The sequence below is a fragment of the Pseudomonas sp. S4_EA_1b genome, assembly GCF_016307435.1.
Lineage (GTDB): Bacteria > Pseudomonadota > Gammaproteobacteria > Pseudomonadales > Pseudomonadaceae > Aquipseudomonas > Aquipseudomonas rhodesiae.
In genome coordinates this window covers 36,648-62,570 of sequence record NZ_JAEILC010000045.1, presented here as the reverse complement: position 1 = coordinate 62,570, position 25,923 = coordinate 36,648, and the positions used below count along the sequence as shown (strand labels likewise).

Below are 25,923 nucleotides of genomic sequence, written 5' to 3'. Positions count from 1 at the left end.
GTTGTCGGGTGATCAGACCTTCTCTTATTGGTGGGGGGCGAGGATCAACCGCTCATCCTCTTGGAAAAAATGCTCATCGCAGTTATTGCCTGTGCCACTGCGATCAACCACCAGGAAGTCATCCCGCTTTTCGATCGTCAGCACCGGGTGGTGCCAGACGCCGCGATGGTAATTAATGCCCTGCCTGCCGTTGGTGACGAAGGCGCGGACCAAGCCCGATACAGGTACATCGCCAAGTGGCGCGACCACGATCAGAAAGGGGTTGCCGAGCAGCGGAATGAAAGCCTGGCTGCCCAGCGGGTGTCTCTCCAGCATGCACACGGTCAGCGGCATGTCCTGCGCGTCGGCGCGGAAGATGCTGATGATGGCGTGGTCTTCCGGCTTTGCGGTTTCGACCGTGGCCAATTTGTGAAAGCGCATGGTCGACCCGTTGTTGATCATGAAGTGATCGCTGCCGTCGGTTTCGATAACGTCTCCGAAAGGGGCGAAGGCTTCTTTGGTCAGGGGTTCGATCACTAGTGTGCGCATGGCGGTCTTCTTATCCGAGTTCTGTGTTGTCTGGTCTATTGCTATCGCGGGCAAGCCCGCTCCCACATTTGGAATGCATTCCCCCTGTGGGAGCGGGCTTGCCCGCGATTGGGTTCACCGCTTATTTAGCGACCTTGCCGAACACCCGCAGGCGGCTTACACCACCGTCCGGGAATACGTTCAGGCGGATATGGGTAATCGGCCCCAGCGCCTTGATCTGCTCGACGAAGGTGTGTTCGGCGTGCATTTCCAGCTTCTGCGCCGGCAGCAATTCGCGCCAGAACAGCGACTGGGTTTCGATCTGGCTGTCGGTGCCGCCTTTTACGAAAGCACCTTGGATCGAGCAGGTATCCGGGTAGTTGCCCTTGAAGTGCAGGGTGTCGACGATGATCTTCTCGATCTCGCCCGGATGGCCCAGGGCGACGATCACCCAGTCATTGCCTGGCGTGCGGCGACGCGCGGTTTCCCAGCCGTCGCCCATGTTGATGCCACGGCCTGGGTTGAGGATGTTGCTCATGCGGCCGAAGTGTTCGTCGGAGCATGCCAGGGCGCGGCCGCCGTTGAGCGCCGCGGCCAGGTCGACCTGTTCGTTGTCGCCCACCGCCGACCAATCCCGGAACGGCACGCCGTACACACGCAGACGCGCCACGCCGCCATCCGGGTAGATGTTGAAACGCAGGTGGCTGAACGCCTGGTCGTTGTTGATCTCATGGTAGTGGTGGCTGTTGCCCTGCAGCTCGACGGCCGACAGCACTTCGGTCCACTGGGTATTTTCGTCCGGCTCGCCAGAGGCCAGGAAGCAGGCTTCCAGGGAGGCCGACGGCGGGTAGTTGCCGGTGAAGAATGAAGTGTCGATGTCCACGCCTTTGATCGAACCCGGCACGCCCAGGCGGATTACCGCGCTGTCGTAGCCTTCGAAGCGCTTGCGGCGCGACTCCCAGCCGTCCATCCACTTGCCGTTGTCATCGAACACGCCCTCCTTCCACACGGCCGGGGTCGGCTGGAACAGGCGGTTGGCGTCGGCGAACCAGTCATCGGTCACGGAGATGATCTTGGTGCCCAAGCGGGCGTCGGCCAGGTTGACGAACTTTTCGAAAGGTACGGGTTGCGCTTTCATTCTTCTTGTCTGCCTTAGATAGAGTGGCTGGGGATGGTGTTTAGAGGGTCAGTAAACGGAACAACGCGATCTTGTTGATCTCGTCCAGCGCGCACTTGAACTCGGCGTCCGCCGAGTTGTGAATGCGCGTTTCGAACGCGGCGAGTATCTGATGCCGGTTGCTGCCTTTTACCGCCATGATGAAGGGAAACTTGAACTTGGCTTTGTAGGCTTCGTTCAGCTCGGTGAAGCGAGAAAACTCTTCGGCCGTGCATTGGTGAATACCGGCGCCGGCCTGTTCGTTAGTGCTGGCTTCGGTCAGTTGGCCCTGGACGGCGGCTTTGCCGGCCAGGTCCGGGTGAGCGTTGATCAGCGCCAGTTGACTGGCGTGATCAGCGCTCAACAGGATATCGCTCATGCGCTGGTGCAGGGTTTCGATCTGATCGATCGACGCGTCCTGGCCCAGGTCGAAGGCCTTTTCGGCCACCCATGGCGAATGTTCATAGATATCGGCAAAGGCGCGGACGAAGGCGTCACGGCTCAAGGTCGAGGGTTGCAGGGTTTGGAACGCAGTCATTTCGCCGCTCCCTTGTACGGGTGGGTGGCTTGCCAGTGACGGGCGATGTCGACGCGGCGAGTGAACCACACCTGTTCGTGGCTTTTGGCGTATTCGATAAAGCGTTTGAGCGAGGCCAGGCGCGCCGGGCGACCGATCAGGCGGCAATGCAGGCCGATGGAGAGCATTTTCGGTGCCTCGGCGCCTTCGGCGTAAAGCACGTCGAACGCATCCTTGAGGTACTCGAAGAAGTCATCGCCTTTGTTGAAGCCCTGCACCTGGGTGAAGCGCATATCGTTGGTGTCCAGGGTGTAGGGGATCACCAGGTGCGGCTTGCCGGTGGGGGTGTTGGGTTCCCAGTAGGGCAGGTCGTCGTCGTAGGTGTCGCAGTCGTAGAGAAAACCGCCTTCCTCCATCACCAGCCGCCGCGTGTTGGGGCCGGTGCGCCCGGTGTACCAGCCCAGCGGGCGTTCGCCGGTCAGTTCGGTGAGGATGCGGATGGCTTCGAGCATATGCTCGCGTTCCTGGGCCTCGTCCATGTATTGGTAGTCGATCCAGCGGTAACCGTGGCTGCAGATTTCGTGGCCGGCGGCGACCATGGCGCGGATCACGTCCGGGTGACGCTGAGCGGCCATGGCTACGGCGAAGATGGTCAGCGGGATATCGAATGCTTTGAACAACTTGAGGATGCGCCACACGCCGGCACGGCTGCCGTATTCGTACAGCGACTCCATGCTCATATTGCGTTCGCCTTGCAGCGGCTGGGCCGAGACCATTTCCGAAAGGAACGCCTCCGACTCTTTATCGCCGTGCAAGATGTTGCGTTCACCGCCTTCTTCGTAGTTGAGTACGAACGACAAGGCAATGCGCGCCTTGCCTGGCCAGTGGGGGTGAGGAGGGTTACTGCCGTAACCGATCAGGTCGCGTGGGTAGTCAGCGCTCACTGCAGTCTTCCTTCTTGTGCGTGGTAACAAGTGCGTGGCGGCCAGCGGAAAGACTGGGTGGCGTCACAGCGATGGACTGATTGTATACAACTTGCCGGTCACTTTGTAAGCCTGTATTTCCGCATTTTTTCCAAGCCATCTGCACGGCTTAACCCTGCAAGAAACTTGCCCGGTTGGTCAGTAAATGTATAGCAGTCCTTTTAACCGCAAGGTTTACCGAGGATTCACCAGCGCGAAAAGCGCTGCGGAGCGTGCTGAAAATTTTGTGGTTTTTATTGTGTACAATTTTTATCAAAAGTGTCTTAATCAGCCATCGCCGGCTTTTTCTCGCCCTGAAAAGGTGCGGCCTTTCTCACTCGACTGAACGGAGCCCCGATCCATGGGACGACTGACCACACACGTACTCGACGCGGCCCACGGCTGCCCCGGCAGCGCAATCAAGGTTGAACTGTACCGCGTCGAAGGCACGCAGCTGGAACTGGTGGCCAGCGCCGTGACCAACAGCGACGGCCGTTGCGACACGCCATTGCTGCAAGGCGACGACTATCGCAGCGGCGTCTACCAGGTGCAGTTCAGCGCCGGTGACTACTACCGCGCCCGCGGCGTACAACTGCCGGAGCCGGCCTTTCTGGACGTGGTGGTGCTGCGCTTCGGCATCAGCGCCGAACAGGATCACTACCATGTGCCCTTACTGATTTCGCCTTACAGCTACTCCACCTATCGCGGTAGCTGAGTCGTCCCCGCGCTTCACACCCCCAAAGCTCTTCGTTGGTTTTTCGCCCGCTCACACTGCGGGCTTTTTTTTGCTCGGGCGGCGTTCATTTATCTAGCGCCTGCGCGAGCTTGGCCCTGCCTAGGCTAGGTGTTTTCCTCGACGAAGATACCGCCGTGACCTCACTTAACGACGACCCTACCGCCTTGCCTGCCGAGGCGGACGACCCGGCCCGCGCCGCCCACGAAGCGCGCCAGGCCCTGCGCGCCCAGCTGACCCAGCGGATCAACAGCAGCCCCCATCCCAGCCGTCTGATCAACCAGCTGGCGACGGCCGATCTGCGCTGCGCCGACGCGGCACGCCGCGTGTCAGGCCTGATTGCGCGCGCGCCCAAGGTGCTGCGAGTGATTCGCGCCGCCCTGCGCCAGGCCTTCGATCTGGACCCGGATACGTTGCTGTTCACCGAACCCTTGCCGCCGGCCACCGCGAGCAAGGTGGAGTGCTTGACCGACCGCGCCCTGCAGTTGCTCGTGCTGCCGTCGGTGCCGCTCAATATCAATCAATTCACCGCCCTCAGCCTCAAGGACGAGCCGACGCGCCGTTTGCCGTTCACAGCGCTGGAAGCACTGCAGCGAGTTGTCGCACTCAAGTTGTTCGAGCGCCTCAACACCGCTCAGACCGAGTACTGGCGGACCCTTGCCACGGGTTCCTGGCAGACCCGCGAGGAGCGCTGGGTGGAACTCCACAGGCAATTGTTCGCCGACCGGGCGCTGGTGGCGCGGCAACTGGACGAGCTGTCCAGCGCTGGGGCGGCGATGGTCCAGGCCCTGGTGGACGCACCGACCGCCGAAGCCCGCCAACGTGCGGGGCAGCAGTGGGCCAGCGTACAGGCCTGCCAATTGATGTGGCCGGGAGTGGGGCCGCGACTGATGCCCATCCCCGGTGCGTTGCATCTCTACCGGCAAGGCGACCCGGTGGGCATGCCCCATGTGATGTATCTGCCGGGGCTGAATCGCCCCTTTTACGAGTATCCGTCCTTTGCTCAGTTGCAGTGCGGCCTGGTCGCGCTGATCCGCAGCACGTTATTTGACGACCTGTGGCAATGCCTGCCGTTGCGACGTCGACACGAGCTGTGTCAACCCGGCATGGCGGTGACAGCGGCTCGCGGCTCGGCGCTGCATGGCGATGCCTTGGCTCTCAGCGCCCTGGCGATTCGTGACGGGCAATGGGAAAACGAGTTGGCCTGTGCCGTGTCGATCAACCTTGCGCAGGTGTTTTCCGCTGCGCGGCGGCCGGCTGTGACCGATAAGGCGCGGTTTCTCGCCCAGATCGAGCGGGGTCGGCGTCACAGCATCGGCAAGTCGCGCCTGGGGCCAATCCGCCGCGAGCTGTTGGACTGGGACCAGCAGCGTCGCCGTCAGGAAATCAATTTCGCCAGCACGGCGCCGGGCCTGGCGTTGAACACCGTGCAGCAGCAGGTCAAGCGTTATGAGAAGGGCCTGACTGCGCTGCTGGACCCCCACGACCCCGGCCAGGACACCCCGGCCTGGCAGGAATCAGTCACGCTGGAAAACCAACTCAACAGTCACGCTAACGGCCTGCGCACGCTGCTGCACGATGCTCAATTGAAACTGTTCGACGTGGCGTTCTGGGCCGCGCGCGCCGACGGTACGGCCCGGCGGGTGGCATGCTTTATCGCTGTCTGGCGCGAGCTGCTGCGTGACGAGGTTCAGTTGCAGCATCGACTGCGCTTGCTGCGCACGCCCCATCGCGATCTGCTGCTTGAGGTGCTGGATGCTCCGCTGGCCCGTCAGCGTGAGGGCAGTCAAGCCCGGGTGCTGTCGGTGCGAGTGGGCGGCGAGCCGCTGCATAGTCTGTTTGTGGTGACCGAGGTGGCGGCCCTCGACGATCCGCAGCGACGTGCGCCGGTGCTGTTGTGCGCGTTCGGACAGGAGGGTGGGGTGGCGAGCTTTGCTCGTCTCGACGCGCTGACCGAGGGGGTCAAGGCCAGTTTTGCCAGCCGTGACGCCTCACTGATGTGGCAGTACGTCGATCGTCAGCACCGTGGTGCGGTGCGCGCAGCGGTGGCCGGGCAGACTCTGGCGGTGAGCTATGCCCCCATCGACGGCAACCCGCTGCTGTTCGCGCTCAAGCAACTGCTCAAGGGCTATATGCGCGTGTACCGAGGGATCGGGCGCACTCCCCCGGTATTCAGTGAAGTCAGCGATGTGCACCTGAGCGGTCTGTTGCTGGCCCAAGAGCTGGCGCAGCAGCTCACGGCGCCGGCCAGCGCAGCGCGGGGTCGGGCGCGGGCCCATGTTGATGTGGTGCGCCAGGCGATGGGCGCGCAGCCCACACTGCCGGCGTGGCTGAAAGAGGCGTCGGCCGCGCAGCTCGACCGATTCAGACGCCTGCAAGGCCACTACCTGAGCAGCACTTTTGCCCTGCAGGCACGTCTGGAACAACGTCTGCCGGATTTACCCAGCTTCGCCCGCCGCGTACTGATTGCCCGTTTACGCGAGGACGGCCTCCCTCCGGCGGTGGACATCGACACGCCGTTTATCGAAATGCCAGACCATGTCGACGGTCGTTTCTGTAGTGCAGATGCCACCTGCAGTGTGGGCGATCGCAAGGAAATCCTCACTCCCAGCACCGGGCGCACTCAGTTCACTTTGCTGCAACTGGCGCTGCATAACCTCGATCCCCAGATGTTGCCCACTTGGTGGCGATTTAAATATGCGCAGTACCTGAAGCCCGAATGGAAGGGGCTGCTGAGTCCGCCCTACCTGATCGCCATGGTCTCCTCGCTGGATATCGGCGGTCAGTATGAGGCGCTGATCAATGGAGTGTTTTACCCGCGCGACGAGGCGCCACGGCGCTTGACTGAGGGGCGCGTGCCCACCTTGCTCAGGCGCGCGCTGGTCACAGGCGCTGACGCGCACCTGTATTCGGCGACTCAACAGGGGCTGACGCCCAGCGCTCAGCGCCTGTTCAGCCTGGCCATGGCGGCGCGCACGCCGAACGACCTGCGCCAGCAGGGCTATCACCTGCAACTGTATGTGGTGCATCTGGTGGGCCACACGTTGCAGCACGATCGCTACATTGCCGGCATCGTGGTGATTCACGACCTGCTGTCCCAAGGCTGCGTGGTTTACTGGCCCGCTGCGCCGGATGGCAATGCCATCAGTGAGCACAGCAGCCTGCAACTGGCGCGGGAATATCTGAATCGCATTGGCGCAGTACCGCCTAATACCAAAGCCTTGGCGCGGCACATCGCACCCGGCTGGGCATTCGAAGCCATCGCGCACACGCCTGACGAAGCCTGCGCGCAGCCGCCGCAGTTCCAGGCGGTGTATCTGTTGCCGGGGTACGTCATGTTGCAAGGGCTCTGGCGCGGCGCCGAGTTTGTGCGCTCGTTCAGTGTCAAGCATCAGGAGCCGACGGCGCTGGCCGCGGAAGCCGAAGCGCAGACCCTTGAGCAGATCTCCAGCGATCCCTTGAACTGGTTGGCATTGGTGCCCACCTCCCAGTGCGATGCCCAGGCCCTGTTGTACCAGGCGCGGGTGCTTGAACTGCACCGTCAAGCCCAGGCTGGCAGCCACTCCGGTAAAACCCTGGAAAAGTACCGCACCCAACGCTTGCAAGCGGAAAAAGACCGCCGCGACCGGGCATTGCTGTCGCTTTTCGTGCCCTGGTTCGGCTTGGTGAACCAGCTCTACGAGGTGTTGTTGGCGGCACGGCGTTATCACCATAGCGGTGACCCACGGGATGCGGTGGATGTGGCATTTGGCGCGGTATTCCTGCTGGTGGATCTGATACTGAGCGTTATGCCTGGGCCAAAAGCGCGCAAGGGCGTACCGCTACGCTCCATGGGGATAGGTCTGAACCGCCTGCATCGCACCACGCTCGTCGAGGTTGGCCGGGTGCCTCGGCTGGGCCGGTCGGCTTCTCCCGCTGGTCAGCTCAAACTGCTGGAGCGATTCAAGAAACCGGGCGTGCCAGCCGACGCCTTGCCGCTCAGTGGGCCCGGCGAAAAAGGCCTGTACGTCAAACACGGTGAGCCATTCATGGTGGTAGGCGAGGACCGCTACCCGGTTTACCGACGCGGCGACGAGCAGTTTTTGCGCCTGAAAAACCAGGACGCGCCGGGCCAAGATGAACTGATCCTGACGATTTACGCGCCCGGTGAATGGCTGCTGGGCGCGGACGCTCCGGTGGCCGGCCCCAGCTCTGGGGTGCTCAGTCCATGGCGGTCTGACACGCCGGTCGCCTGGTCGCCACCTGCGCGCGGCGCTACCGAAACCTTCGTGCGTCAATCGCCGGGCCCTCAGGTGGAGTGGCGCGATTGGCATGCCAATATCGTTGCGCAGTTGCCGGAAGCGCCGTCTGGGCATGGGGTGTTTCTGGTGCCGATGCAGCCTGAAGTCGCGTTGCCCCATCTGCCGTTCAGGTCGGTTTCTTCTTCACCGTCGTTGCAGGAGCGTAACTACTACGTAGTCAGGATCGACGGCCACTACTACCGGTTGCTGCCCCAGGGCAGCAACGCGCCCCTCGACCAGATTATTTTCCTGACGAAAGACAACCCACTTTTCTCTCGGGCTGTCGACGATATCGAGCGTTGGCTCAACAGCCAGCTCCACGAGCAACCGATTCCGGCGACCCTGAACGCCGAAAAGCGTTGGCAACTGCATCGCCCGTTGTTCGACCGCCCGCTGGAGCAATCCGTGGCCCAGGTGTTTCCCGGCATGACCCTGGCCAGCCGACGTTTCGCCGGCCAGCGCTTGATCGAACTGGCGGACACCGGCCGCACGGCGTCGGCCACGCACCTGTTGAACGTGCGCGCAACCCTGGACGGCTGGATTGCGGCCGGGGGCCAGACCGACGACCTGTTCAAACTCCTACGCCCGGCCGAACCCTCGGGCAAACACGCCTTTTTCATTGGGTTCGAAGGCAAGGCGCCTGGCTTCTCGCGCGTGGATTTCCAGCCGCCCACCCCCTTGGCGGCGTCACTCAAGGCGCCTGTTTCCGCGTCGCTCGGTGTGTTGCAGAAGAAGCAGGCAAAGGATGTGCTCTTGCGGGAGCGAGGCCAGGCGCAGCAGGCCGCAATCAGACAAGTGTTGGAGGCACAAGGCTTTGTGCTCAGGTCGATGAAGAAAACCCATGGCGGGCGGGAGCATTTCGTGTGGGTGTGTACCCATGAGCGCTCCGACAACGTGTATTACCTGTCGACCCAATGGCTTGAATCAGGCAGCGTTGCGGGCGTTCCCAGATTGTCGAAGGAATCGGTCGCCAAACAGCTGACCCTTCATCCGACGTCAGAGGTGCATCGTCTGGTCAACGATGCAATGGGCAGCGAGCGCTTGGTGACGATGGTGGGGGGCATTCAGTGGCCGGTCAAAGGCAACCTTGCCCCCACCGTGTATTTCATCAAGCCTCAGCTTACTAGCCCTTGAGCAGGGAGACCGCGCCGGCACCGCCAAACAGCCCGGCGCTGAAGCGGTTGAACCAGCTCTGGCCCTTGCCGGTGCGCAGGTAGCGCGCCGCGCCATGGGCGCCGAGGCCGTAGGCCAGCTTGCAGAGCAAGTCGAGTACGGTCCAGGTGGCGATCATGATCAGCAATTGCGGCAGGAACGCCTGCTGGCTGCTGAGAAACTGCGGCAGGAAGGCGGCGAAAAACAGGATGTCCTTGGGGTTGCTGGCGCCCAGCACAAAGGCTCGCCCGAACAACGCGCGAAAACGCGGCACCGGCACCGCGTCCGGCACCACCGCGCCTTGGGACGGCAGGCGCGATTGCTGCCAGCTTTGCCAGGCCAGGTAGAACAGGTACAGCGCGCCGACGATTTTCAATGCGCTGAACAATTGCTCGGACGCCAGCAGCAGCGCCCCCAGACCCAGCGCCGAGGCACTGAGCAGGCAGATCGAGGCGAACACCCCGCCCAGAAACGCCGGATACGAGCGGCGCAGGCCGTAGTTGAGGCTGTTGCTGATCATCAGCAGTGACAGCGGGCCCGGAATCAGGATCACGATCAAGGCAGCGCCGCTGAACAGCAGCCAGGTTTCCACGCTCATTACATTCCTCCCTTCATGCAAAAGCCCCACCCGAAGGTGAGGCGGTTATCGCCGTTTGCCTGGGTTACAGGAAAACGAATTTGGCGATGAAAATTGCGCACAGCACCCACAGGCTGATGGATATTTCACGGTATTTGCCGGTGCCGGCCTTGAGTGCCACATACGTGATAAAGCCCAGGGCGATACCGTCGGCCACAGAAAACGTCAGCGGCATCATGATCGCCGTGACAATCGCCGGAATGCTGTCGGTGGCTTCGTCCCAGTTGATATGGGCCATGCTTGCCATCATCAGCATCGCGACATAGATCAGCGCGCCGGCGGTGGCGTAGGCCGGAATCATGCCGGCCAGTGGCGCAAAAAACATCGCCGCCACAAACAGCACGCCCACGGTCACGGCGGTCAATCCGGTGCGCCCACCGGCGGCCACGCCGGCAGCGCTTTCCACGTAACTGGTCACTGGCGGCACACCGACCATGGCCCCAAACACGCTGGAGGCGCTGTCGGCCTTGAGGGCGCGGGACAGGTTATCGATCTTGCCATCGGCATTCACCAGCCCGGCCCGTTGCGCGACGCCCATCAAGGTGCCGGCGGTGTCGAACATGTGCACAAACAGAAAGGCGAACACCACGCTGATCATGCTGACGTTGAACACGCCTTTGACGTCCATCGCCATCCAGGTCGGCGCCAGGCTCGGCGGGGTGGACAGGATGCCGTTGTAATGCACCAGGCCCAGGCCCCAACCGGCCAGGGTCACGGCAATGATGCTGATCAGAATCGCGCCGAACACGCGGTGGTAGCTGAGGATCGCAATCAGCAAAAAGCACACCGCCGCCAGCAGCGGTGCCGGCTCATGCAGCGACCCGAGCTTGATCAGGGTGGCCGGGCTGTCGACGATGATGCCGGCGGTTTTCAGGCCGATCACCCCAAGAAACAGACCGACACCGGCGCCCATGGCATGCCGCAGGCTGACCGGGATGCTGTTGAGCAGCCACTCACGGATGCGCGACAGCGTCAGCAGCATAAACAGCACCCCGGAGATAAACACCGCACCCAGGGCGGTTTCCCAGTGATAGCCCATGGTGCCGACCACGGTGTAGGTGAAAAACGCATTCAGGCCCATGCCCGGCGCCAGGCCCACCGGCCAGTTGGCGTACAGGCCCATCAGCAGGCAACCGAGGGCGGCGGCGATGCAGGTGGCGACAAAGGCCGCACCGTGATCGATGCCGGCATCGGCCATGATGTTGGGGTTAACGAAAATGATGTAGGCCATGGTGATAAAGGTGGTGAGGCCGGCGATCAGCTCGGTCTTCACTGTGGTGCCATGCATGCGCAGTTTGAACAGGCGTTCCAGCCAACCGCCTTGGGAGGAGGGTGACAGGTCCAGCGTAGGGGCTTCGGATTTGCGGCTATCCACAGCGAGTACTCCTCAAGCATTTTATTGTTATGGCCAGCGCAGGGCGCTGTGAGGTTACCGGCGGGTTTTGTTGACTAATAGGTCAGGAACTCGCACGAAGCGAATTATGCTTTTGTATACAAAGAAAGCAAATAATGTTTTCCATTTTGTGTGCGAAAGGGATGAAAGGCAAACCTCTAGTTTTTCGCGCTCAGCGCCATATTCACCGCCAGCCAGCCTTTCACCGCCTCTTCGCCGGCTTCACTGAAGGCGCGCTGCAGCAACTTCACCTGCTCGCGGCGCAGGGATTGTTCGAACCGCCGACCTTCTTCGCTGAGCTCCAGCAGGCGTTTGCGCTTATCGGTCTGCGACGCCACGCTGCTCACCAAGTGCATTTCCTGCAATTGGCGCAACGGCATGTTCAGCGCCTGCTTGCTCACCCCCAGCAATGCCAGCAACTGCGTCACGCTCAGGGCCGGGTAGCGGGCGATAAAAAACACAATGCGCTGATGGACCCGGCTCAGGCCGCGACGTTCGAGCATTTCATCGGCCTTGGCGGTGAACGCCTGGTAGCCGAAGAAAAATGCTTCCATGGCTTGCTGCTGGCTGTTTGGGTTTTTAAGGTCAATCATGTTGACGTATCCAGGTGAGCTGTCGTAATTTCGGTCAACCAGTTTGACGTATTTCCCACAGTCTTCGCCAGCGGTGACCTTATGGCCTTCTCCGAACGTGTTACGCGCCTTAAAAGCTCCTTGATCCGTGAAATCCTCGCCGCGGCGCAGCGCCCGGAAGTGATGTCGTTCGCCGGCGGGCTGCCGGCCGAAAGCATGCTGCCGGCGTTGAACTGGGATGACATGCCATTGAACATCGGCCAATACGGCATGAGCGAAGGCGAGCCACAGTTGCGTGAATTGCTGGCTGCCGACGCGCGCGCCCTGGGCGTGCCGTGCCAGGCCAGCCAGGTGCTGGTGGTCAGCGGGTCCCAGCAGACCCTGGACCTGGCGGCCAAGCTGTATATCGATCAAGGCACGCCCATCCTGCTCGAAGGCCCGACCTACCTGGCCGCGTTGCAGATCTTCCAGCTGTTCGGCGCCGATTGCCTTACTGTGCCCCTGGAGGACGACGGCCCCGACCTGGCCGCGTTGCGCGCCAAGCTTGAGCGTCATCGCCCGGCGTTCATCTACTTGATCCCCACCTTCCAGAACCCGTCGGCGGTGCGCTATAGCGAGGCCAAGCGCGACGCCGTCGCCGCGTTGCTCGACGAATTCGGCGTGACCCTGATCGAAGACGAACCCTACCGCGAACTGACCTTCGACGGCGCCAGCGCGCGGCCCATCGTCAGCCGCCTGCACAAGGCCAGTTGGATCTACACCGGCACCGTGTCCAAAACCCTGCTGCCGGGCCTGCGCGTCGGTTACCTGATTGCCAGCCCCGACCTGTTCCCGCACCTGCTCAAGCTTAAGCAATCGGCGGATCTGCACACCAATCGCGTGGGCCAGTGGCAGGCGATGCAGTGGATCGGCACGCCGAATTATCAGCAGCACCTGGCTGAACTGCGCCGTTTTTACCGCGAGCGCCGCGATGGGTTTCAGGCCGCACTGGAACGGCATTTCAGCGAACTCGCCGACTGGCAGGTGCCCCAGGGCGGATTATTCTTCTGGCTGACCTTGAAACAGCCGCTCGATACCCGCACTTTGTTGGCGCCCGCGCTCGCTCAGAACGTCGCCTTCATGCCCGGCGAACCGTTCTTTTCCGAGCCGGACCAGCACCTGGGCTCACTGCGGCTCAATTTCAGCCATATCGACCCGTCCCGCCTGGACGAAGGTCTGATGCGTCTGGCCGCCGTGATCCGTCAAGCACAGCACGCGCAAGCGGCATAAGGGGAACCCCATGTACAAGGTTTATGGCGATTACCGCTCGGGCAACTGCTACAAAGTCAAACTGATGCTCAACCTGCTGGGTATCCCGTATGAATGGGTGAATGTCGACATCCTCAACGGCGACACCCAGACCGCCGAATTCCTGGCCAAGAACCCCAACGGCAAAATCCCGGTGCTGGAACTGGAAGACGGCACCTGCCTGTGGGAATCCAACGCGATCCTCAACTTCCTCGCCGACGGCAGTGAGTTTCTGCCCACCGAGCCGCGCTTGCGCACCCAGGTGCTGCAATGGCAGTTCTTCGAGCAGTACAGCCACGAGCCTTACATCGCCGTGGCGCGGTTTATCCAGTACTACCTGAACATGCCGGAAGATCGCTTGGAGGAATACAAAACCACCCATAAGGGCGGCTACAAGGCGCTGCGGGTGATGGAACGCCAACTGCAAGCCACGCCATATCTGGTGGGCGAGCAGTATTCGATTGCCGATATCGCGCTGTATGCCTACACCCATGTGGCCCACGAAGGCGGCTTCGATCTGGCGCCGTACCCGGCGGTGCAGGCCTGGCTGGCACGGGTAGCCAGTCATCCCAAGCATGTGGCGATGCTGGACTGATCACTCCATTCAGTTCGATGACGTGTCAGATAACTCATCGCTCAGCAGGTCGAAACAGCGCTGCGCCGCCGGGCTCAGCGTTGTGCCGCTGCGACTGATCAGGCCGATCTCCCGGCTTACCCCGGGATGATCGATGGCGATTCGCTGTAACCCCTCCAAACTGTCCGCCGCCGATTCCGGCAGCACACTGATCCCCAACCCTTGACGCACCAAGGCCAGCACCGTCGACATGTAGTTAGCCTCCATGCCGGCCGTCATGCTCAGCCGCGTCTGGTCGAACAGCGCGTCCACCTGCTCGCGCACACTGCTGTCGCGGCCGGTGAGGATGATCGGCTGGTCCGCCAGTTGCTCCAGGGACAAGCGTGGCAAAGCCGCGAAGGGATGAGCCAGCGGCACAAACGCACACAGGCGGTCATTGAGCACCGGCACGAAATCCAGGCCATGGCTTAAGCGCGCCCGCACGCCGATGCCAAAGTCCACGTCGCCGGCGCGCACCTGGGCATGAATGCGATGGGCCACCACGTCGTGCAGGCGCACATCGATTCCGGCAAAGCGCTCGCGGAACAGACGCAGTGCCGGTGGCAGGCTACCGGCGCACACCGAGGGAAGGGCGGCAATGGTCACCATGCCCCGGCGCAACGCGGCGAGGTCGCGCGAGCCGGTGACAATGTTATCCAGGTCCAGCAGCAGCTTTTCCATAGGGCCGCGCGCTTCCTGCCCGGCGGGGGTGAGGCTGACGTGGCGCGGGCTGCGGTCGAGCAGGGCGATGCCCAGCCACTCTTCCAATTGCTGCACTTGCACGGTGAGCGCCGACGGCGAGAGGTTCATTTCGCTGGCGGCCTTGGTAAAGCTGCCGGTGCGCGCGACGGTGAGAAACGCTTGGATATGCTGGATCGAATTTTTCATCGTTTTGTTTTTCCGAACATGCCGGGCTGAATATTCCAATTTACAAAGACTACCGCGCTTCCAATACTCCGTGGAAAACAATAACCGGCCAGCAAAGGCCGCTCTGGAGTCCCCATGCTCGCTACCCTGGGTGTCATTACCATCCTGTGCCTGCTCATTGCCGTCATGAGCAAACGCCTCTCGCCACTGGTGGCCCTGATCGCCTTGCCGATCATCGCCGCGCTGCTCGGCGGGTTCGGCCTGCAAACCAGTGCCTTCATCATCACCGGAATCAAGAACGTCGCGCCTGTTGTGGGGATGTTTGTGTTTGCCATCCTGTTTTTCGGGATCATGACCGACGCAGGCATGCTCGACCCCATCATTGACCGCATCCTGCGCACGGTGGGCACGCGCCCTACACGGATTGTCGTCGGCACCGCGACCCTGGCGCTGCTGGTGCACCTGGACGGCTCCGGTGCGGTGACCTTCCTGGTGACGGTGCCGGCGATGTTGCCGCTCTACACGCGGCTGGGCATCGACAAACGCATCCTCGCGTGTGTGTGCGCCATGGCCGCCGGGGTCAACTTTTTGCCGTGGACCGGCCCGGTACTGCGCTCTTCGGCCGCGCTGCATGTGCCGGTGGCGGACCTGTTCCAACCGCTGATTCCCGTGCAGATCGTCGGGCTGATCTTTGTGTTCGCCTGCGCCTGGTGGCTGGGCCGGCGCGAAGAAAAACGTCTGGGCCTGGGCGCCGGTTCTACGGTAGACGCCGTGCCGCAACGCGTACTCAGCGAGGACGACCTCAAGCTGCGGCGCCCACGGCTGTTCTGGCTCAACCTGATCCTGACCGTGCTGGTGATGGTGGTGATGATTGCCGGTTGGGTCGACCCGGTGGTGATGTTCATGCTCGGCACCGTCGTGGCGCTGTGCATCAATTACCCGAACGTGGACGCCCAGCGTGCGCGCATCGACGCCCATGCAAAAACCGCCTTGACCATGGCCAGTATCCTGCTCGCCGCCGGGGTGTTCACCGGCATCATGCAGGGCACCGGCATGCTCAAGGCCATCGCCGAAGTGGCGGTGGCGCAGATTCCGGCGGGCCACGGCAAGCTAATCCCGGCGGTGGTGGGCTTTATATCCATGCCCCTGAGCATGCTGTTCGACCCCGATTCCTACTATTTCGGCGTGATGCCGGTGATTGCCGAAGTCGGCAAGGCCCTCGGCGTGGACCCCCTGCAAGTGGCCCAGGCCTCGCTGTTGGGCGTGCACACCACCGGTTTCCCGGTCAGCCCGCTGACGCCGGCGACCTTCCTGTTGGTGGGCCTGTGCAAGATCGAACTGGCCGATCACCAACGCTTCACCATTCCGTTTCTGTTTGCCGCGTCAGTGTTGATGACCCTGACCGCGTTGCTTTTGGGAGTGATCTGACATGAACACCTTGCGCATCGGTTCCGGCGCCGGCTATTCCGGCGACCGCATTGAACCGGCCGTGGAACTGGCCGAGCACGGCGACTTGGATTACCTGGTTTTTGAATGCCTGGCCGAACGCACCATCGCCCTGGCCCAACAAGCACGCATCAGCGATCCCCAGGGCGGCTACGACCCGCTGCTGGGCGAGCGCATGCGCCGTGCGCTGCCGTTTGTCGGCGCGCAGCCGGGGCGCCGGCGGTTGCGGGTGATCACCAATATGGGCGCGGCCAACCCGCTGTCGGCGGCCGAACACGTACGGTGCATCGCCGATGAACTGGGCCTGGACCTCAAAGTTGTGGCGGTGGTCGGCGACGACGTATTGCCGCTGCTAAGCCCCGAGCAGGTGCTGGATAACGGCCAAACCCTTGCCTCACTCGGCGCGCGAGTGATTTCGGCGAACGCCTATCTGGGCGTCGATGGCATCCTTGAGGCCCTGCGCGCCGAGGCCGATGTGGTGATCACCGGGCGCGTGGCCGATCCGTCGTTGTTCCTTGCGCCGCAGATGTTTGAATTCGGCTGGGCCGCGGACGATTGGCCGCGCCTGGGCCGGGGCACCTTGGTGGGGCACTTGCTCGAATGTGCAGGACAGGTCAGCGGCGGCTATTTCGCCGATCCGGGGTTCAAGGACGTGGAGGATCTGGCGCGGCTCGGCTTCCCTTTGGCCGAGATCGATGCCGAGGGCAGCGCGGTGATCACCAAGGTTGCGGGTTCCGGTGGGCGGGTCAGCCGCGCCACTTGCACCGAGCAATTGATCTATGAGGTGCATGACCCGGCGGCCTATCTCACCCCCGACGTGACCGCGGACTTTTCCCAGGTGAGCTTTGTCGACGAGGGTGTGGATCGCGTTCGGGCCCAAGGCGCCGATGGCCGTGGGCGCCCGTCGCAGTTGAAGGTCAGCGTGGGCTATCTGGATGGCTGGATCGGGGAAGGGCAGATGTCCTACGGCGGCCCCGGCGCTGTCGCACGGGCGCAGTTGGCGCGGGATGTGGTGCTCAAGCGTCTTGAATTGATGGGAGTGAAGATGCAGGACGTACGCGCCGAACTGATCGGTATCGACTCGCTGCACGGTCCGCGCAATAGCGTGGAGCCCTGGGAAGTGCGCCTGCGCGTCGCCGCCCGCTGTGAAGAGCGTAGCGACGCCGTGCGCATCGGCAACGAGGTGGAAACCCTGTACACCAACGGCCCGTCCGGCGGCGGCGGTGCCAGCAAAAGCCTACGCCAGGTGGTGGCGGTGGCCTCGTTGCTGCTGCCCCGTGATGCGGTCAACCCGAGGATTCAGGCATGAAACTGCACACACTGGCCCATTCCCGTACCGGCGATAAGGGCGATACGTCGAATATCTCGATCATTGCTTACCGCGCCGAGGATTACCCAAGGCTGTGCGAACAGCTCACCGCCGAACGGGTCGCCGAGTTTTTCGCCGGGTTGCTCGGCCCGGGCGCCGCACCGGTGCGGCGCTATGAACTGCCCCATGTGCACGCGCTGAACTTCGTGCTGCCGGGGATACTGCGCGGCGGCGTAACCCGCTCGCTGGCCCTGGATGCCCATGGCAAGTGTCTAGGCTCGGCGCTGCTGGATCTGGAGCTCACCCCGGCAAAAGGGCGATAAGTCTGTCAGACGGCGGCGAAGCGTTTATCCAGGTAATCGATGATCACCTTGGAGTCGTACATCCAGGTGGTCTGGCCGTTTTCTTCGATGCGCAGGCACGGCACCTTGATCTTGCCGCCTTGCTCCAGCAGGGTCTGACGGTCCTGCTCATTGTTCTTCGCGTCCTTCAGCGCTACCGGCACATTCAGGCGATGCAGAGTGCGGCGGGTCTTCACGCAGAACGGGCAGGCGTGGAACTGATACAGGGTCAGGCCCTTGGCCGCTTCGTTGACCTGTGCCTGTTGCTCGGCGGGGCGCTGCTTTTTACGGGGACGGGTCAGTAAATCGCCCGCGATGATGACGTGGCCGAGGCCCACTCGAAGTGCTTTGACGAACATGGCTGAAACCTCTTGCCCAACACAGAAGGGGCCGCAGCTTACCTGATTTGTGCAGGCGAAAAAAAACCGGCGATGAACGCCGGTCTTTTCCTACGCAGCCGCTTACTTGATCAGGCTGAGAAATTCGCTGCGGGTGGCTGCGTTTTCGCGGAATTCACCGAGCATCACCGAAGTGATCATCGACGAATTCTGCTTCTCCACGCCGCGCATCATCATGCACATGTGCTTGGCCTCGATCACCACCGCCACGCCCAGTGCGCCGGTCACCTGCAGCACGGCATCGGCAATCTGGCGGCTGAGGTTTTCCTGGATCTGCAGGCGACGCGCATACATATCGACGATCCGCGCCACTTTGGACAGGCCCAACACCTTGCCGCTCGGGATATAGGCCACATGGGCCTTGCCGATGAACGGCAGCAGGTGGTGTTCGCACAGCGAGTACAACTCGATGTCCTTGACCAGCACCATTTCGCTGTTGTCGGAACTGAACAAGGCACCATTGGTGACTTCTTCGAGCGTCTGTTCATAACCGCGGCAAAGGTATTGCATCGCCTTGGCGGCACGCTTGGGCGTGTCGAGCAGGCCCTCGCGGGAAACGTCCTCGCCGAGTTGGCCGAGGATCGCGGTGTAATTCTGTTCCAATGTCACAGGACTGTTTCCGTATGGGTTTCAGGACGGTACGGTGTATGCCTGTACCAAGATGGAGCGCTGCGCCGTATGCAGCGGCAGCAGTTAATGTGGCGCACATAGTAGCCTAGGTACGCGGACAGTTGTATTCCTGGGCGATGTCAGTGCTAGAGTCGACCTCCGTTCAGAGGGAGGATCTGATGACCTTGCAGGATCGTAGTGTTTCCGAGCGTGCGCTGATCTTGCCAAGGCAAATCGCACGCGTATCGCGCGTGAGTTGGCCTGCTTGACTAAATATCCGGGTGAACGCTGCCCAGTGTCGGTATTTATGGCCGGCTCTCCGGGGGCGGGGAAGACAGAAGTCTCTAAATCCTTTATTCGCCTAATGGAGGATGGCGGGACTAGCGCATTGCGAATAGACCCCGATGATTTTCGGGTTTATTTTCCTGAATACAACGGAGCGAACTCCAGCCTGTTTCAACGTGGCGTAACTTTGATGGTCGAACGGACCATAGACTTGGTTTATCAGCAGAACCAATCCTTCTTGTTGGACGGGACGTTGGCGAATTTCGCAGTGGCTCGTAAGAACATTCAGCGCGCGCTGGATAAGGAAAACAGGTCTGCACAAATCATTTATGTTTATCAAAAACCTGAGCTTGCCTGGGAGTTTGTGCTGGCACGGGAGGCGGTAGAAGGTCGAAACATTCCGTGTAAGGAGTTCATCCGTCAATTTTATGCCTCAAAGACGACAGTGTGCGGATTGAAGCGAGAGTTTCTGGGACATCTGCAAGTCGATGTTCTTATTAAAGATACCGATGGAGGCGAGGCGGAAATTGGCATCGATCTATCGGCCGAGGAAATTGACGAACTGGTCAGGCAGCCCTACCATCCAGACCAACTTGAGCAAATTTTGACCGGAGTAGCCTTATGAAAGGTGAAGTCACAGAAGTCATAGGGACGTCTTCAACCACGATGTCGGATTTTTTTCGAAGTGGTTCGGTGGAGGAAAGGCGTGCGGTATACCGTTGTGTCGCCAATGCTGCGATAACTCTGCAAAAAGAAATGATCTTGCAGGCGAGGGAGAAGAAAGCAAGAGAGCTTTTCGACAGTTGAACCTCTGAGAGGCTCCTTTAAAGCCCAGCTAATCCGCTGGGCTTTTTGTTGAATTACCTACTCGTCACGCCCTTCCATCATGGTCCGCTTGAGCATCACATACACCGCCCCCGCGCCACCGTGTCGGGCCTGGCAGGAGGTGAAGCCGAGTACTTGTGTGTGCTGGCGCAGCCAGGTATTGACGTGGCTCTTGATCATTGGCCGCTTGCCGTCGAGCCGCACGGCTTTGCCATGGGTAACGCGCACGCAGCGGATTTCGAACTTGGTGGCTTCGGCGAGAAAGGCCCATAAGGTTTCCCGGGCTTTTTCCACGGTCATGCCGTGCAGGTCGAGGCTGCCTTCGAAAGGGATCTGGCCGGCCTTGAGCTTGCGCATCTGGCTTTCCTGCACGCCGTCGCGGGCCCACATCAGCTCGTCTTCGGGGCCGACGTCGATGACGAACTGGTCCGACAGGCCATCCACGGTGGTGGCGTCGGTGCGCACGGTCGCGGCCTGGCGCAGTTTGGCGATCTGCGCGCGATCGGTCTTGGGTTTACCGGTGTCGGCACGGTCATGCTTGATCGGCTTGACACCGCGCAGCTCGTTTTTGAACAGGGAAAAATCGTCGTCTTGCATGTCAGCCTCCGCGAAGGGCGGGCAGTTTACCTAAATCGCGGCGGCCGGGCGCAGGAAACGCTATCCAAGCGCCACTAGTCGTGCTTCTTCATCAGGTGTGAGGCAATGTTCAACGACAGCGGCTGCCGCATGCGGCGTCGGCTGCGGCGCCACAACCACACACCCAACCACAGCACCAGCAGGCCAATGCCCAACAGCAAGGCAGAACCGCCCGGGCTGGCATTCAGTTCGCCCAGGGCCGGCGAATGGCCAAACAGACCAGCACCACCGGCGCCCGCCAACAGCACACCTACAATCGCCAGCAGCGCGGCAATGCCGGCCACCAAGCGCAGACGCCAATTGCTCGGGCCCTTGGGGCGCAAGCGACGAGCGTCAAAACCATCGGATATCTTCATCCCGACCTTTCCTCCAGGGTATCGGCCCTTCGACCGGAAGATACCCGGCTTGTTCCGGGGGCAGGGGTAATTGCGCCAAATGAAAGGGCTTAGCGGATGAGCGGGGCAATAAACCCGCCGCTCATCCCGGCGGCGATCAGATCAGATCTTTGGTCAAAGCGAGGGTGGCGAAGTTGTCGGCCATGATGGCCATTTCGGTTTGCTGCACCTGCTCGGCGCTCAGCACGCCGCCTTTGTACGGCAGGTCGCGGGTGGCGCAGGCGTCTTCCACCAGGGTGCAGCGAAAGCCCAGGTTCTTGGCGGCGCGCACAGTGGTGCTGACGCTGGAGTGGCTCATGAACCCGCAGACGATCAGATCCAGGGAACCCAGGTTCTGCAGGCAGTCGAGCAGTTCGGTGCCGTGGAACGCGCTGGGCAGCAGCTTGCCAATAATGGTTTCGTCAGCGCTGGGTTCCAGGCCGGGGATGAATTCACCGCGCTCACCTTGTGGGTCGAACAGGCCGCCGACGGTACCCAGGTGACGTACATGCACGATAGGGCGCCCGGCTTCCCGCGCCGCGGCGACCAATTGCTTGATATTGGCCACGGCCGCGTCCATGCCCGAGAGGGCGAGCGGGCCGCTGAGGTATTCCTTCTGGGCGTCGATGATCACAAGGGTCGCATGGCTGAGATTGGCAGCTGCGTAACCACGACCGCTGAGTTGAAACATCGTCTTTGGAACGGACATTCTGGGGCTCCTGTGAGGGGGGCGTTTGCGACATTGTCCACTGGCTGAGCGCTTCTGTGAATCGCTACGATCGTAAGGTACGCCGTTGCTGGCGTGCAGCGATGTCAAGGGGTGGGCGTGTGGGGCGCAATACTGGCAATTTGGATGAAAACCGACGTACGGCGCCAGGTTTTTCGTACATCGTCGGTACAGGCGAAGGCTGTTAGAATCGCCAGTCGTTTTTTCCAGGAGTCTGCCCCGTGATCACTTCCCGCCTGCGCACCTTGCGCGACCATATCCGTTGGGCTGTCAGCCGTTTCCATGGGGAAGAGCTGTTTTTCGGGCATGGCACCGACAATGCCTGGGACGAAGCCCGCCAGTTGGTACTCGGCGCCTTGCACCTGCCTTGGGAAATGGCCGACAGCTACCTGGACTGCAACCTCGAAGAAGAGGAAATCTCCCACGTACAGCGCCTGCTGCATCGTCGCATTCATGAACGCGTGCCCACCGCTTACCTGCTGGGGGAGGCGTGGTTCTGCGGCATGTCGTTTATCGTCGATGAACGCGTGCTGATCCCTCGCTCACCGATTGGCGAACTGATCGAAAACCGCTTTGAACCCTGGCTGGCCCAACCGCCGGCGCGCATTCTCGACCTGTGCACCGGCTCCGGGTGCATCGGCATCGCCTGCGCTTACGAATTTCCGGAGGCCGAAGTGGTGTTGGGGGATCTGTCCTTTGAAGCCCTGGAAGTGGCCAACCAGAACATCGAGCGTCATGGCGTCGACGAGCGCGTGTACACCGTGCAGGGCGACGGCTTCGACGGCCTGCCGGGCCAGCGGTTCGACCTGATCGTCTCCAACCCGCCGTATGTGGACGCCGAGGATTTTGCCGACATGCCGGACGAGTACCAGCACGAACCCGAGCTGGGCCTGGCCTGTGGCGACGACGGCCTGAACCTGGTGCGACGCATGTTGGCCGAGGCGGCGGACCACCTTACGGAGAAAGGCCTGTTGATCGTCGAGGTCGGTAACAGCCAGGTTCACGTCGAAACGTTGTACCCGGAGGTGGATTTCGCCTGGCTGGAGTTCCAGCGTGGCGGGCACGGTGTGTTTATGTTGACCGCCGAACAGTGCCGCGCCCATCAAGCGGTGTTCGCGGCCAAGGTGTAACGGCGGGACCACCGTTAAAGATGTGGGAGGGGGCCTCCTCCCACATCGATCGCCTTTCAAACGGCTATCGGTGCGTCGCAATCCAGATCAACAACCCCGCCTGAAACACTGTAAACGCCACCAGGCAGGTAATCGTAAAGCGCAAGCCGCTGTCTTCGCGCTTGAACTTGGTGACCTTTTCTTCTTCCTTGCGCAGCTTCACTTCCTGTTCCAGCAGATTCTGCTCGGCCTGCTGCAGCATCTGTGCGGCTTCGAGGATTTCCACGAACTGCACCTTCTCGGTGTTCCAACTGTCCAGCACCGCGCTGACCTTACCGGGCTGTACGTTGCCTTTGAGGTGCTGCACATCGGCGTAGGCCACATCGAAACCCTGGATGCGCAAAAAGTGATCGCGGCGCAGGCGCGTGGATTCGTTGAGGGCGTCCTTGTTGGACAGGTCGACGCCATCGACGCGGTAATGGGACCAGTGCTTTTTCGCCCAAGCCGCGGCCTGGGCCACCAGGAATCGACCGATGCCACGGTTGGGCGGCTCGATTTCCAGGCTGTTGCCGGGGCCAAAATGCACGCGATGTTTATCGTGGTCGACCCACACATCCAAATGGTTCTGCTCGCGGCGCACGCGCTGACCGGGCAATTGGATGACCATGCGCAAAAGACTGTGGTGTTTGTCGTTGCGCTCGGCATAGCCGAACTGCACAAACCGCAACGGCCGCGCACCGGTGGCGCGGTCGGTGGCCAGGGGAGCCAGGCGCAGCATCTTGAAATGTTCGGCTTGAACGTCCGCCCATGGCAAAGGCGCCGTGTCGGCGGCCTCGGGTGTTGCGGCCGAGGTGTCGGCGGTCGGTTCGGGTAGTGCTTCTGTGGTTGTCATGCGGTGCGATCCTGTCCAGGCCCAGCGAGTCGACGGTCTTTTTACTGTCGACCCTGGGCTTATCGGCCGGATTTGCCAGGACTGGAGGCCATTTGTTGCTTAACGGGGTTGAAGTCCGTCGATAAAGCTCACGATGCGCTTCCCCAATTCAGCGGCAAGGGGCAATTGCGGGTCGTTGTAGGACGCCAGTTGCTGTTTCACTTCCTTGGGCACGATGCGCATCACATGATTCATGCCGTCGATCACCACCAGTTGCGCGTCGGGCTTGGCCTGCTTGAGTTGCCGGGCATCGCCCACGCCCACTTGGATATCGTGGGTGCCCTGGATAATCAGCGCCGGCATGTTCAGCTTGGCGAACGCGGCCGATGGATCGGCGCGGAATAGGCTGATCAGATACGGCTGCACACTGGGTCGGAAAATGCCTTGCAGCGGGCCAGGCACATCGGCGTCCACCTGACCGGCCTTGAGGTGATCGAGGATTTCATTGCTGCGTAACAACAGGGCAGGGGGCAGGTGATCCGCCAGTTGCTGGCGGATCACTTGATCCACCGGGCGCGCGCTGCCGGACAGGGAAATCACCCCGGCAGGCTGCAACTGCGGCGCGGCCAGCGCGGCCACCAGTGCACCTTCACTATGGCCCAGTACGATCAATGGGCCCATGCGCTTATCGGCCTTGAGCAGGTTGCCCCACGCCACCGCGTCGGCGACGTAGGCATCCAGGGTCAGGTTGCGTTCGTCCGGGGTAGCGGCCAGGCTGGCGGCCACGCCGCGCTTGTCGTAGCGCACGCTGGCGATATTGTGCCGGGCCAACACCCAGGCCAGGCGCTTGAGGCTGTCGTTGCGCGCGCCGTCGGCGCTGTTGCCGTTGCGGTCGGTGGGGCCGGAACCGGCGATGATCAATACCACTGGCACCGGGCTGTCGGACTGCGGCAGCAACAACGAGCCGAATAGCTTGCCACTGCCGGTGTCGAGGCTGATGGGCCGTTGTAGGACAACAGGGGACGCGGCGTGGGCCAGGGTGGTCAAGAGGGTGAGGGTGAACAGCAAAACTCGCAGCATCATCGCGCCATCATCAGGGAAGTGCCGGTTGGACCCATGCCGACCGGTAAGGTTTCGAGGATGAACTAGTCGGTGTGCCCGCGTATACTGGCGCGCTTGGTTATCACCCCTGAGTGATTACAACTGATTTCACGGAGCGCCCTGCATGTCCGGCAATACCTTCGGCAAGCTGTTCACTGTCACCACCGCGGGCGAAAGCCATGGCCCGGCGTTGGTCGCCATTGTCGACGGCTGCCCGCCCGGCCTTGAGTTGACCCTGGACGACCTGCAGCGTGACCTCGACCGCCGCAAACCCGGCACCAGCCGCCACACCACCCAGCGCCAGGAACCCGATGAAGTCGAGATCCTCTCCGGCGTGTTCGAAGGCCGCACCACCGGCTGCGCCATCGGCCTGCTGATTCGTAATACCGACCAGAAGTCCAAGGACTACTCGGCGATCAAAGACCTGTTCCGCCCGGCCCACGCCGACTACACCTACCACCACAAATATGGCGAGCGCGACTACCGTGGCGGCGGCCGCAGCTCGGCCCGGGAAACCGCCATGCGCGTGGCGGCCGGGGCCATCGCCAAGAAATACCTGGCGACCCAGGGCATCCTGATCCGTGGCTACATGAGCCAGTTGGGCCCGATTGAAATCCCGTTCAAGACCTGGGACAGCGTGGAAGACAACGCGTTTTTCTGCCCCGACCCGGACAAAGTCCCGGAGCTGGAGGCCTATATGGATCAGCTGCGCCGTGACCAGGACTCGGTCGGCGCCAAGATCACCGTGGTCGCCGAAGGCGTCAAGCCGGGCCTGGGCGAGCCGATTTTCGACCGCCTCGACGCTGAGCTGGCCCACGCGCTGATGAGCATCAACGCGGTCAAGGGCGTGGAAATCGGCGCCGGTTTCGCCTGTGTCGCCCAGCGCGGCACCGAGCATCGCGATGAGCTGACGCCCCAAGGGTTTCTCAGCAATAACGCGGGTGGCATTCTCGGGGGTATTTCGTCCGGTCAGCCCATCGTCGCGCACCTGGCCCTCAAGGCCACCTCCAGCATCACCACCCCGGGCCGTTCGATCGACGTGCACGGCAACCCGGTGGACGTGATCACCAAAGGCCGTCATGACCCCTGCGTCGGCATCCGCGCCACGCCGATCGCCGAAGCGATGATGGCCATCGTGCTGATGGACCACCTGCTGCGCAATCGCGGGCAGAACGCCGACGTGCAGGTGACGACCCCGGTACTGGGCCAGCTGTGA

The 25,923-nt window shown here is 61.9% G+C and carries 26 protein-coding genes; 11 read left to right on the top strand and 15 right to left on the bottom strand.

Going from position 1 to position 25,923, the window contains the following annotated elements; genetic code table 11:
- Window positions 1-24: 24 nt before the first annotated feature.
- The 4 genes from YA0848_RS15265 to puuE form a co-directional block, all read right to left on the bottom strand.
- Complete coding sequence (locus YA0848_RS15265) at window positions 25-528, bottom strand: ureidoglycolate lyase (protein WP_034099384.1); 504 nt, start codon at window positions 526-528, stop codon at window positions 25-27.
- A gap of 121 nt (window positions 529-649) precedes the next feature.
- Window positions 650-1,645 carry an allantoicase gene (gene alc, locus YA0848_RS15260; protein ID WP_034138801.1) on the bottom strand — a complete coding sequence of 332 codons (996 nt, stop codon included), beginning with the start codon at window positions 1,643-1,645 and terminating at the stop codon, window positions 650-652.
- Between the two features lie 40 nt (window positions 1,646-1,685).
- A complete protein-coding gene (gene uraD, locus YA0848_RS15255) occupies window positions 1,686-2,201 on the bottom strand; it encodes a 2-oxo-4-hydroxy-4-carboxy-5-ureidoimidazoline decarboxylase (RefSeq protein WP_034099380.1) in 516 nt (171 codons plus the stop codon).
- Window positions 2,198-3,124, bottom strand: coding sequence for an allantoinase PuuE (gene puuE, locus YA0848_RS15250; RefSeq protein WP_034099379.1), 927 nt, complete (start codon window positions 3,122-3,124; stop codon window positions 2,198-2,200). Before puuE ends, uraD begins: the two co-directional genes overlap by 4 nt.
- Window positions 3,125-3,503: 379 nt before the next feature.
- On the opposite strand from puuE, the gene uraH reads away from it, so the two are divergent.
- Together uraH and YA0848_RS15240 are read left to right on the top strand one after the other, a co-directional pair.
- Window positions 3,504-3,857 (top strand): hydroxyisourate hydrolase, encoded by a 354-nt coding sequence (gene uraH, locus YA0848_RS15245; protein ID WP_034114675.1) that lies wholly within the window; start codon window positions 3,504-3,506, stop codon window positions 3,855-3,857.
- 155 nt (window positions 3,858-4,012) lie between these two features.
- A complete protein-coding gene (locus YA0848_RS15240; RefSeq protein ID WP_332873542.1) occupies window positions 4,013-9,289 on the top strand; it encodes a dermonecrotic toxin domain-containing protein in 5,277 nt (1,758 codons plus the stop codon).
- Here the strand turns inward: YA0848_RS15240 and YA0848_RS15235 are convergent.
- The 3 genes from YA0848_RS15235 to YA0848_RS15225 form a co-directional block, all read right to left on the bottom strand.
- Window positions 9,279-9,905: a LysE family translocator gene (locus YA0848_RS15235; RefSeq protein WP_034138799.1), complete on the bottom strand. Its 627-nt coding sequence runs from the start codon at window positions 9,903-9,905 to the stop codon at window positions 9,279-9,281. The two genes, YA0848_RS15240 and YA0848_RS15235, sit on opposite strands and share 11 nt — an antisense overlap.
- A 64-nt stretch (window positions 9,906-9,969) precedes the next feature.
- Window positions 9,970-11,232 (bottom strand): NCS2 family permease, encoded by a 1,263-nt coding sequence (locus YA0848_RS15230; RefSeq protein WP_371263967.1) that lies wholly within the window; start codon window positions 11,230-11,232, stop codon window positions 9,970-9,972.
- 263 nt (window positions 11,233-11,495) lie between these two features.
- On the bottom strand, window positions 11,496-11,930 hold the full coding sequence (locus YA0848_RS15225; RefSeq protein WP_169902441.1) for a MarR family winged helix-turn-helix transcriptional regulator: 435 nt from the start codon (window positions 11,928-11,930) through the stop codon (window positions 11,496-11,498).
- 81 nt (window positions 11,931-12,011) lie between these two features.
- Between YA0848_RS15225 and YA0848_RS15220 the strand changes: the two genes are divergently transcribed.
- Both YA0848_RS15220 and YA0848_RS15215 read left to right on the top strand, forming a co-directional pair.
- Window positions 12,012-13,178 (top strand): aminotransferase-like domain-containing protein, encoded by a 1,167-nt coding sequence (locus YA0848_RS15220; protein WP_034114665.1) that lies wholly within the window; start codon window positions 12,012-12,014, stop codon window positions 13,176-13,178.
- Between the two features lie 10 nt (window positions 13,179-13,188).
- Window positions 13,189-13,791: a glutathione S-transferase family protein gene (locus tag YA0848_RS15215; RefSeq protein WP_034099363.1), complete on the top strand. Its 603-nt coding sequence runs from the start codon at window positions 13,189-13,191 to the stop codon at window positions 13,789-13,791.
- Between the two features lie 9 nt (window positions 13,792-13,800).
- Here the strand turns inward: YA0848_RS15215 and YA0848_RS15210 are convergent, their stop codons facing one another.
- Window positions 13,801-14,697, bottom strand: coding sequence for a LysR family transcriptional regulator (locus tag YA0848_RS15210; RefSeq protein ID WP_169902440.1), 897 nt, complete (start codon window positions 14,695-14,697; stop codon window positions 13,801-13,803).
- Window positions 14,698-14,811: 114 nt separating this feature from the next.
- Between YA0848_RS15210 and YA0848_RS15205 the strand changes: the two genes are divergently transcribed.
- Genes YA0848_RS15205 through YA0848_RS15195 form a run of 3 tightly spaced genes read left to right on the top strand, consistent with a single transcriptional unit; the run spans window position 14,812 to window position 17,754 of the window.
- Entirely contained in the window at window positions 14,812-16,104 is a 1,293-nt protein-coding gene (locus YA0848_RS15205) for a CitMHS family transporter (protein ID WP_034099360.1), read from the top strand.
- Window position 16,105: 1 nt separating this feature from the next.
- The gene (locus YA0848_RS15200) at window positions 16,106-17,431 is read left to right on the top strand and encodes an acyclic terpene utilization AtuA family protein (protein WP_169902439.1); all 1,326 of its coding nucleotides are present in this window, start codon (window positions 16,106-16,108) and stop codon (window positions 17,429-17,431) included.
- Window positions 17,428-17,754, top strand: coding sequence for an AtuA-related protein (locus YA0848_RS15195; protein ID WP_034099357.1), 327 nt, complete (start codon window positions 17,428-17,430; stop codon window positions 17,752-17,754). Before YA0848_RS15200 ends, YA0848_RS15195 begins: the two co-directional genes overlap by 4 nt.
- A gap of 5 nt (window positions 17,755-17,759) precedes the next feature.
- On the opposite strand, the gene YA0848_RS15190 is transcribed toward YA0848_RS15195, so the two are convergent.
- Together YA0848_RS15190 and folE are read right to left on the bottom strand one after the other, a co-directional pair.
- Window positions 17,760-18,131: a glutathione S-transferase N-terminal domain-containing protein gene (locus YA0848_RS15190; protein ID WP_034114659.1), complete on the bottom strand. Its 372-nt coding sequence runs from the start codon at window positions 18,129-18,131 to the stop codon at window positions 17,760-17,762.
- 102 nt (window positions 18,132-18,233) lie between these two features.
- Window positions 18,234-18,779 (bottom strand): GTP cyclohydrolase I FolE, encoded by a 546-nt coding sequence (gene folE, locus YA0848_RS15185; protein WP_003175229.1) that lies wholly within the window; start codon window positions 18,777-18,779, stop codon window positions 18,234-18,236.
- A gap of 265 nt (window positions 18,780-19,044) precedes the next feature.
- Between folE and YA0848_RS15180 the strand changes: the two genes are divergently transcribed.
- Window positions 19,045-19,689 (top strand): zeta toxin family protein, encoded by a 645-nt coding sequence (locus YA0848_RS15180; protein ID WP_232925125.1) that lies wholly within the window; start codon window positions 19,045-19,047, stop codon window positions 19,687-19,689.
- The gene (locus YA0848_RS15175; RefSeq protein ID WP_040268968.1) at window positions 19,686-19,871 is read left to right on the top strand and encodes a hypothetical protein; all 186 of its coding nucleotides are present in this window, start codon (window positions 19,686-19,688) and stop codon (window positions 19,869-19,871) included. Before YA0848_RS15180 ends, YA0848_RS15175 begins: the two co-directional genes overlap by 4 nt.
- A gap of 57 nt (window positions 19,872-19,928) precedes the next feature.
- Here the strand turns inward: YA0848_RS15175 and YA0848_RS15170 are convergent, their stop codons facing one another.
- The 3 genes from YA0848_RS15170 to YA0848_RS15160 all read right to left on the bottom strand — a co-directional run bounded on the left by YA0848_RS15170 (window position 19,929) and on the right by YA0848_RS15160 (window position 21,608).
- Complete coding sequence (locus YA0848_RS15170) at window positions 19,929-20,486, bottom strand: Smr/MutS family protein (protein WP_034114655.1); 558 nt, start codon at window positions 20,484-20,486, stop codon at window positions 19,929-19,931.
- Window positions 20,487-20,560: 74 nt separating this feature from the next.
- Window positions 20,561-20,881, bottom strand: coding sequence for a hypothetical protein (locus tag YA0848_RS15165; protein WP_034099345.1), 321 nt, complete (start codon window positions 20,879-20,881; stop codon window positions 20,561-20,563).
- A gap of 136 nt (window positions 20,882-21,017) precedes the next feature.
- Window positions 21,018-21,608 carry a cysteine hydrolase family protein gene (locus YA0848_RS15160; protein ID WP_034099343.1) on the bottom strand — a complete coding sequence of 197 codons (591 nt, stop codon included), beginning with the start codon at window positions 21,606-21,608 and terminating at the stop codon, window positions 21,018-21,020.
- Between the two features lie 239 nt (window positions 21,609-21,847).
- Here YA0848_RS15160 and prmB point away from each other — a divergent pair, with 239 nt between their 5' ends.
- The gene (gene prmB, locus YA0848_RS15155) at window positions 21,848-22,756 is read left to right on the top strand and encodes a 50S ribosomal protein L3 N(5)-glutamine methyltransferase (protein WP_034099341.1); all 909 of its coding nucleotides are present in this window, start codon (window positions 21,848-21,850) and stop codon (window positions 22,754-22,756) included.
- 64 nt (window positions 22,757-22,820) lie between these two features.
- On the opposite strand, the gene YA0848_RS15150 is transcribed toward prmB, so the two are convergent.
- On the bottom strand, window positions 22,821-23,627 hold the full coding sequence (locus tag YA0848_RS15150; protein ID WP_034099339.1) for a hypothetical protein: 807 nt from the start codon (window positions 23,625-23,627) through the stop codon (window positions 22,821-22,823).
- A 99-nt stretch (window positions 23,628-23,726) separates the two neighbouring features.
- Window positions 23,727-24,689: an alpha/beta hydrolase gene (locus YA0848_RS15145; RefSeq protein WP_169902384.1), complete on the bottom strand. Its 963-nt coding sequence runs from the start codon at window positions 24,687-24,689 to the stop codon at window positions 23,727-23,729.
- A 142-nt stretch (window positions 24,690-24,831) separates the two neighbouring features.
- Between YA0848_RS15145 and aroC the strand changes: the two genes are divergently transcribed.
- Window positions 24,832-25,923 (top strand): chorismate synthase, encoded by a 1,092-nt coding sequence (gene aroC / locus YA0848_RS15140; RefSeq protein ID WP_034099336.1) that lies wholly within the window; start codon window positions 24,832-24,834, stop codon window positions 25,921-25,923.

Bases quoted from the DNA above. Each gene is read 5' to 3' on its own strand.
- YA0848_RS15265 (WP_034099384.1), bottom strand. From the start codon at position 528: ATGCGCACACTAGTGATCGAACCCCTGACCAAAGAAGCCTTCGCCCCT.
- alc (WP_034138801.1), bottom strand. From the start codon at position 1,645: ATGAAAGCGCAACCCGTACCTTTCGAAAAGTTCGTCAACCTGGCCGAC.
- uraD (WP_034099380.1), bottom strand. From the start codon at position 2,201: ATGACTGCGTTCCAAACCCTGCAACCCTCGACCTTGAGCCGTGACGCC.
- uraH (WP_034114675.1), top strand. From the start codon at position 3,504: ATGGGACGACTGACCACACACGTACTCGACGCGGCCCACGGCTGCCCC.
- YA0848_RS15235 (WP_034138799.1), bottom strand. From the start codon at position 9,905: ATGAGCGTGGAAACCTGGCTGCTGTTCAGCGGCGCTGCCTTGATCGTG.
- YA0848_RS15230 (WP_371263967.1), bottom strand. From the start codon at position 11,232: ATGCATGGCACCACAGTGAAGACCGAGCTGATCGCCGGCCTCACCACC.
- YA0848_RS15225 (WP_169902441.1), bottom strand. From the start codon at position 11,930: ATGATTGACCTTAAAAACCCAAACAGCCAGCAGCAAGCCATGGAAGCA.
- YA0848_RS15220 (WP_034114665.1), top strand. From the start codon at position 12,012: ATGGCCTTCTCCGAACGTGTTACGCGCCTTAAAAGCTCCTTGATCCGT.
- YA0848_RS15215 (WP_034099363.1), top strand. From the start codon at position 13,189: ATGTACAAGGTTTATGGCGATTACCGCTCGGGCAACTGCTACAAAGTC.
- YA0848_RS15210 (WP_169902440.1), bottom strand. From the start codon at position 14,697: ATGAAAAATTCGATCCAGCATATCCAAGCGTTTCTCACCGTCGCGCGC.
- YA0848_RS15205 (WP_034099360.1), top strand. From the start codon at position 14,812: ATGCTCGCTACCCTGGGTGTCATTACCATCCTGTGCCTGCTCATTGCC.
- YA0848_RS15200 (WP_169902439.1), top strand. From the start codon at position 16,106: ATGAACACCTTGCGCATCGGTTCCGGCGCCGGCTATTCCGGCGACCGC.
- YA0848_RS15195 (WP_034099357.1), top strand. From the start codon at position 17,428: ATGAAACTGCACACACTGGCCCATTCCCGTACCGGCGATAAGGGCGAT.
- YA0848_RS15190 (WP_034114659.1), bottom strand. From the start codon at position 18,131: ATGTTCGTCAAAGCACTTCGAGTGGGCCTCGGCCACGTCATCATCGCG.
- YA0848_RS15175 (WP_040268968.1), top strand. From the start codon at position 19,686: ATGAAAGGTGAAGTCACAGAAGTCATAGGGACGTCTTCAACCACGATG.
- YA0848_RS15170 (WP_034114655.1), bottom strand. From the start codon at position 20,486: ATGCAAGACGACGATTTTTCCCTGTTCAAAAACGAGCTGCGCGGTGTC.
- YA0848_RS15165 (WP_034099345.1), bottom strand. From the start codon at position 20,881: ATGAAGATATCCGATGGTTTTGACGCTCGTCGCTTGCGCCCCAAGGGC.
- YA0848_RS15160 (WP_034099343.1), bottom strand. From the start codon at position 21,608: ATGTCCGTTCCAAAGACGATGTTTCAACTCAGCGGTCGTGGTTACGCA.
- YA0848_RS15150 (WP_034099339.1), bottom strand. From the start codon at position 23,627: ATGACAACCACAGAAGCACTACCCGAACCGACCGCCGACACCTCGGCC.
- YA0848_RS15145 (WP_169902384.1), bottom strand. From the start codon at position 24,689: ATGATGCTGCGAGTTTTGCTGTTCACCCTCACCCTCTTGACCACCCTG.
- aroC (WP_034099336.1), top strand. From the start codon at position 24,832: ATGTCCGGCAATACCTTCGGCAAGCTGTTCACTGTCACCACCGCGGGC.